Here is a 6743-nt window from a genome sequence, read left to right on the forward strand (position 1 = left end):
TTTGATCGTATTCGCTCGCATTCGTGGAGGGATAACAACGGTAATGAAAGAGCCTTAATTGGATAATCTGTTCTTTTTTGCTGCCTACGCATACGATTGTGTAATAATTTATTGTGTGCTATCAATTGTAATCTCCGATATGTTCATATTTATTTTCTAATTTCACCCTAATTTTATGAAAATGCTCTTATGGCCAAATCAATTAAAGAAATAGCACAGGAACTCAATGTGTCTAAATCAACTGTTTCGTTAGTCATTAACCACAAAGCCGAGCGAGCACGCATTAGCAAGGAATTGGAAAATCGCGTACTTGCATACGTTGAAAAAGTTGGCTATAAGCCCAATGCGCTCGCGAAGAGTTTAGCAACGGGGCGGTCAAATACTATTGGTCTAATTGTAGAGAATATTGGGGATTCTTTTTTTGGTCCATTTGCATTGTATGTAGAGGAATTGTTCCGAAAGAAAAATTATCATGTCCTCTACAGTAGTACGCTTGGAGATCCGCAAAATGCACGCGATATCATCGATTCGATGTTGGAAAAGAAAGTGGAGGGTATTATTTTGGCTCCGACAGTAGATCTGGAAGAATATCAGCGCAAAATATTGGAACATAAGGTTCCGCTGGTAGTTTTTGATAGAAATTCTCCAACAGTGGAAACCCATTATGTACATATTGACAATGAAGTTAGTGGGAAGAATGCATGTGACTATTTGAAATCTATTGGTTGTAGAAATTTTGGGCTGGTAACCATCGATTCGGATCAACCACAAATGCTGGCACGTAAGCGTGCTTATTTGGCGTTTTGTGACACATATGGAATGGAACCTCGTATACTGCAATTACCTTATCAGCACCTGAAGCAGAAAGGTTCACGTATGTTGAAAAATTGGGCTGCTAAGCAGGTAGGCTTAGATGGTCTATTTTTTACCACAAATTATCTTTGTATTCTCGGATTGAAGGTATTACGGTCGGCACCTGAGAATAGCTATAATTTTCCGATGTTTTCTTTTGATGACCATGAATTATTTGATATTTTGATTCCTAAAATTTCCTGTATTCAGCAACCATTGGAACCTCTGGCTAAAACTTGTGTGAAAGTTTTGTTAAAGGAAATAGATCAGGGGATATCCATACCAAAAGAATATGTCATTTCGACCAAATTGATCAAGCGATAAAAAGGGACAACAAAAGAATATATAGAAATTGAATTGTAAAAATCATAAGACGTGTTTGTCCAATTCCAGGTCTTTATTTTGATTTAATATTCTTTTTTATATCTTTACTAATACGTTTTAGTAGAAATATTTTTATATATCCTAAATAATGAAGAAATCTTTAAGTGTTTTTCTAGGGTCGTTATTGTCTTTGGGTTTGTTTTACGCAAAACCGGTTTTGGCTCAGAAATTTAGAGGACAGCAGCTAGAAGCTGTCGATCTTGTTAATCCATTAATGGGTACCGAATCCAAATTTGAGTTGTCCAATGGTAACACCTATCCCTCGATTGCGAGACCTTGGGGAATGAATATGTGGACACCACAAACAGGGAAAAATGGCGACGGATGGCAGTATCAATATACCGCTGATAAGATTCGTGGATTAAAACAGACTCACCAGCCATCACCCTGGATGAATGATTACGGTGTTTTTTCTATCATGCCTGTAACTGGAAAGCCTGTATTTGATCAAGATGAACGTGCGAGCTGGTTTTCGCATAAAGCGGAGATTGTAAAACCGTATTATTATTCGGTTTATCTAGCGGATCACGATGTGACTGCAGAGATGACACCAACAGAACGCGCAGCCATGTTTAGGATCTCGTTTAATAAAACAGACGATGCTTATATTGTTTTGGATGCTTATGAAAAGGGATCTGAAGTTCAGATTATTCCAGAAAAAAATATGATAATTGGTTATTCTTCGAAATATGCACGCGGTCCACTGCCAGCTAATTTCAAGAATTATTTTGTTTTGGTTTTTGATCAACCTTTTGCAAGTGTCGCTACTTGGGAAGGCAAAGAGAAGAAGGATGGGCAACTTCAGATCAAAGGTGATCACACTGGTGCAATCGTCGGGTTTAAGGTAAAAGACAAAACAAAACCAGTGCAGGTGAAAGTAGCGTCTTCCTTTATCAGTGCCGAACAAGCCTTATTAAACTTAAATGAGTTAGGTAACAAATCTTTTGATCAAATAAAAGAAGACGGACGTCAGATCTGGAATTCGACTTTAGGAAAAATTAAAGTAGAAGGTGATGATATTGATCAACTGCGTACATTCTATTCGACGATGTATCGGACCTTATTTTTCCCGAACAAATTATATGAAATTGATGCGCAAGGAAAGGCTGTACATTACAGCCCATATAATGGAAAAACACTTCCCGGTTATTTATTTGGAGGAACAGGTTTTTGGGACACTTTTAGAGCGTTGTACCCATTCTTAAACTTTATGTATCCTTCCATTAATAAGGAGATGCAGGAAGGTTTACTTAACGCGTATCTAGAAGGAGGCTTCCTTCCTGAATGGAGCAGTCCGGGATATGCCGATATCATGGTGGGAAATAACTCTGCATCGGTCGTTTCGGATGCATATATGAAGGGATTGCGCGGTTATGATATCAATAAGTTATACGAAGCCTTACAACACGGTGCTAATAACGAAGGACCAATGAGTGCTGTTGGAAGAAAAGGCGTTGAATATTACAATAGTTTGGGTTATGTGCCATATGATGTTAAAATCAATGAAAATGCAGCACGTACATTGGAATATGCCTATGACGATTTCACGATCTACCAATTGGCAAAAGCGTTGAACCGCCCGAAGGCTGAGATTGATTTGTATGCTAAGCGTGCACAGAATTACAAGAATTTATTTGATCCATCGACCAATCTTATGCGTGGAAAGAATAAAGATGGAAAATTCCAGGCCCCTTTTAATCCATTGAAATGGGGTGACGCATTCACAGAGGGAAATAGCTGGCATTATTCGTGGAGCGTATTTCACGATGTTCAGGGGCTGATCGATCTGATGGGAGGAGAGAAGACTTTTGTGGGCATGTTGGATTCGGTGTTTGTTCAGTCCCCAGATTTCGACGATAGCTATTATGGTGGTATTATCCATGAAATACGTGAAATGCAAGTTGCGAATATGGGGCAATATGCACATGGTAATCAGCCAATTCAGCATATGCCATATTTGTACAATTATGCTGGCCAACCTTGGAAAACACAATATTGGGTGCGTCAAGTGATAGACCGAATGTATAAGCCTACACCTGATGGCTATTGCGGTGATGAAGATAATGGTCAAACCTCTGCATGGTATGTTTTTTCAGCGCTGGGATTCTATCCGGTTTGTCCGGCGACGGATGAATATGTGCTCGGAGCCCCATTATTTAAAAAAGCGACATTAACATTTGAAAATGGTAAGACATTGACCATTGATGCACCAAAGAACTCAGCTGAAAATGTATATGTAAACACATTGCAAATGAATGGTAAGGATTATGGTAAAAACTGGTTAAGTCACAAAGCATTGCATGAAGGTGGCACACTTAATTTTGACATGGCGGCAAAACCCAATTATACGAGGGGATCGTCCAAAAATTCAGCGCCTTATTCAATGACAACGGATTTGCAAACAAATATCAAGTTGAAATCGAACAAAAAGAAATAATCATTGGATTATGATAAACTTTAAAAACTTAAAAGTAGTTGTTACCTTATTTGGTTTGGCATACTCTTGTTCACTTTTCGCGCAGGACAACTGGAAACATACAGAAAACGACCGAAAATTGGCTGTGGATGTTGATAGTATCAGTAAAGGTGGGTACACCCTGATTTGGATAAATAAAGACAAAGATTTTAGTGCTCCTTTAAAAGAAAGGTTGGTGGCGGCATATTTTACAAACTATCCTAAACTAGCCAAGAAATATAATAAAAAGACCATTAAAAAGGTGTCTTTCGTTATTGATCCGGACTATAAAGGTGTGGCAGCGACAGCGGGCGGGATTGTCCGTTACAGTCCAGCTTGGTTTGCCAAAAATCCGGGCGATATTGATGTGGTTACCCATGAGGTAATGCATATTGTCCAAGCATACCCCGATGGGGCGGGCCCTTGGTGGATTACCGAGGGGATAGCCGATTTTGTGCGATTTGATGATGGAATAGATAATGCTGGAGCAAATTGGAAGCTGCCAGAATATAACGAAAAGCAGAAATACACAGATTCTTACCGTATTACAGCGCGCTTTTTGTACTGGATCAATCTACATGTAAAGAAGGATTTTGTCAAAAAATTGGATGCGGCGATGCGTAGCAAAAGCTATAGTGATGCTTTTTGGAAAGTGGAGACGGGTAAAACTATTGATGAGCTGTGGGCCGATTATAGCCAAAATCCCAAACTATAATTCATAAGCGATGAATATCAGAAGTTTAATCTTTTTGGGATTATTTAGTGTCCCATATCTATTAAAGGCACAAGAAACGAAATTAGTTCAGTATGTCAAACCGCTCATCGGTACGGCAAAAATGGGGCATACTTTTCCGGGGGCGACAGTTCCATTTGGTGCTGTACAATTAAGCCCTGATACGGATACATTATCGTATGCTGTCAATGGGCGGTATAACGGTGATGTTTATAAATATTGTGCTGGTTATCAGTATGATGATCCAACGATTGTCGGGTTTAGTCATACGCATTTTAGCGGTACAGGTCACTCCGATCTTGGTGATATACAGATCATGCCGACACAGGGAAAAGTCCAATTAAACCCGGGTACAGCTGATCGACCACAAGATGGTTATCGATCACCATATTCGCATGCCAACGAACGGGCTGAGGCCAACTATTACAGTGTTTTACTGGATAAACATCAGATTAAAGCTGAATTAACGACAACAACACGTGTAGGACTGCACCGTTATACGTTCAAAGAATCAAATGCATCACATCTTATTGTAGACTTAACTGCTGGGATCTATAATTATGACGGCAAGAATGTTTGGACCGTTGTCAAGGTCTTGAACGATTCAACCCTGGTAGGCTACCGCCAGACAAACGGTTGGTCAAGAACCCGCACCGTATACTTTGCGATAAAGACATCAAAAGCTTTTAAGAATTACGGCGCCAAATATGAAGATGGAAAATCTGTCTATAATGGTTTCTGGCGTAAGTTTGATCAACAGAACAATTTCCCTGATCTTGCAGCACACAATATTAAGCTTCACTTGGATTTTGATACAAAAGCACAAGAGGCCATCCTTCTGAAAGTAGCTTTAAGTCCAGTAAGCATGAAGAATGCATTGGCCAATATGGAGGCTGAGGCTCCGGACTGGAATTTTGACGGCTACGTTAAGCAAGGGCAAAACGCCTGGGAAAAGGAGTTGCATAAGATAGAAGCTGAAATGTTGAACAAGGAAGACCTTGTCAATTTTTATACAGCTATGTACCATGCAAGCTTAATGCCGACGGTGTATATGGACAGCAATGGTGAGTATAAAGGGTTGGACCAGGAGGTGCACCGTGCTGAAGGCTTTACGAATTACACCTCATTTTCTTTATGGGATACCTTTAGGGCCTTTCATCCGCTGTTGAATCTAATAAACCCCTCTCGTAATGCAGATATTGTGGCATCCATGATGGCTCATTATGATCAGAGTGTATTGAAAATGTTGCCGATCTGGTCGCATTATGCAAATGATAACTGGTGCATGAGTGGCTATCATTCCGTATCGGTTATTGTTGATGCTATCCTCAAAGGTGTTTACAAAGGTGATGCTGAGGCTGCATTAGCAGCTTGTGTACAAACAGCAAATACACGTCAGTACGAGGGGATTGGGGCTTACATAGATAAGGGATATGTTCCTGCAGATGTATCGGGAACATCTGTTTCTAATACATTGGAATATGCGTATGACGATTGGTGTATAGCGCAATTAGCGAAAAAATTGGGAAAAGAGGATATTTACACGACCTTTTCCAAAAGGGCTGAAAGTTGGAAATCACTCTATGATTCCGCTATTGGATTTATGCGTCCGAAGAATTCAGCGGGTAAATTTCAGGAGAAATTCGATGTTTTGGATACACATGGGCAAGGATTTATTGAAGGTAATTCATGGAATTACAGCCTGTATGTACCGCATCAACCTACTGAAATGATGGTATTAATGGGAGGTAAAAAACGTTTAGAGTCTTATTTGGATTCACTGTTTACCATGGAATTACCGGATAAATATTTTGAACATACGGAGGATATTACCCGAGATGGCATTATCGGAAATTACGTGCACGGAAATGAACCTTCCCATCATGTGGCATACTTGTACAATATAACCAAGAGTCCCTGGAAAACTCAGGCGCGTGTAAGACAAATCATACGGAATCAGTATCATAATGGTCATGCGGGTTTAGGGGGAAATGATGACTGTGGACAAATGTCTGCTTGGTATTTATTTACTGCATTAGGCTTCTATCCGGTGGCACCTGGGGAAGATAACTATTGGATTGGCAGTCCTTTGGTAAAATCGGCAAAGGTTAATCTTGAAAACGGACGCAGTCTTTCTATAGTTGCCCGTAACCAGTCTGAGAAGAATGTTTACGTTAAATCCGTTTCTTTAAATGGGCAGAAATTGGCTGATTTTCTATTGCCCTATAGCAGCATTATAAATGGCGGTGAATTAATCTTCGAGATGAGCAATAAACCGAACAAACAATAGTAACGATAGGTCAAGACATAAAAAGAAAA

At 39.8% G+C, this 6743-nt stretch carries 4 protein-coding genes; all 4 read left to right on the top strand.

Annotation, left to right across the window (positions count from 1 at the left end; all coding sequences use genetic code 11):
• Positions 1 to 189 precede the first annotated feature (189 nt).
• The 4 genes from B4N43_RS00145 (at position 190) to B4N43_RS00160 (ending at position 6714) form a co-directional block, all read left to right on the top strand.
• A complete protein-coding gene (locus tag B4N43_RS00145; protein ID WP_088159969.1) occupies positions 190 to 1176 on the top strand; it encodes a LacI family DNA-binding transcriptional regulator in 987 nt (328 codons plus the stop codon).
• 148 nt (positions 1177 to 1324) lie between these two features.
• On the top strand, positions 1325 to 3673 hold the full coding sequence (locus B4N43_RS00150) for a GH92 family glycosyl hydrolase (RefSeq protein WP_088159970.1): 2349 nt from the start codon (positions 1325 to 1327) through the stop codon (positions 3671 to 3673).
• Between the two features lie 10 nt (positions 3674 to 3683).
• Positions 3684 to 4406, top strand: coding sequence for a basic secretory protein-like protein (locus tag B4N43_RS00155; RefSeq protein WP_286732201.1), 723 nt, complete (start codon positions 3684 to 3686; stop codon positions 4404 to 4406).
• Positions 4407 to 4416: 10 nt separating this feature from the next.
• The gene (locus B4N43_RS00160) at positions 4417 to 6714 is read left to right on the top strand and encodes a GH92 family glycosyl hydrolase (protein WP_286732202.1); all 2298 of its coding nucleotides are present in this window, start codon (positions 4417 to 4419) and stop codon (positions 6712 to 6714) included.
• Positions 6715 to 6743: the final 29 nt, after the last annotated feature.

Origin of the sequence: Sphingobacterium sp. UBA1897 (genome assembly GCF_002337775.1) — a bacterium.
Classification (GTDB): Bacteria; Bacteroidota; Bacteroidia; order Sphingobacteriales; family Sphingobacteriaceae; genus Sphingobacterium; species Sphingobacterium siyangense.

Bases quoted from the DNA above. Each gene is read 5' to 3' on its own strand.
- B4N43_RS00145 (WP_088159969.1), top strand. From the start codon at position 190: ATGGCCAAATCAATTAAAGAAATAGCACAGGAACTCAATGTGTCTAAA.
- B4N43_RS00150 (WP_088159970.1), top strand. From the start codon at position 1,325: ATGAAGAAATCTTTAAGTGTTTTTCTAGGGTCGTTATTGTCTTTGGGT.
- B4N43_RS00155 (WP_286732201.1), top strand. From the start codon at position 3,684: ATGATAAACTTTAAAAACTTAAAAGTAGTTGTTACCTTATTTGGTTTG.
- B4N43_RS00160 (WP_286732202.1), top strand. From the start codon at position 4,417: ATGAATATCAGAAGTTTAATCTTTTTGGGATTATTTAGTGTCCCATAT.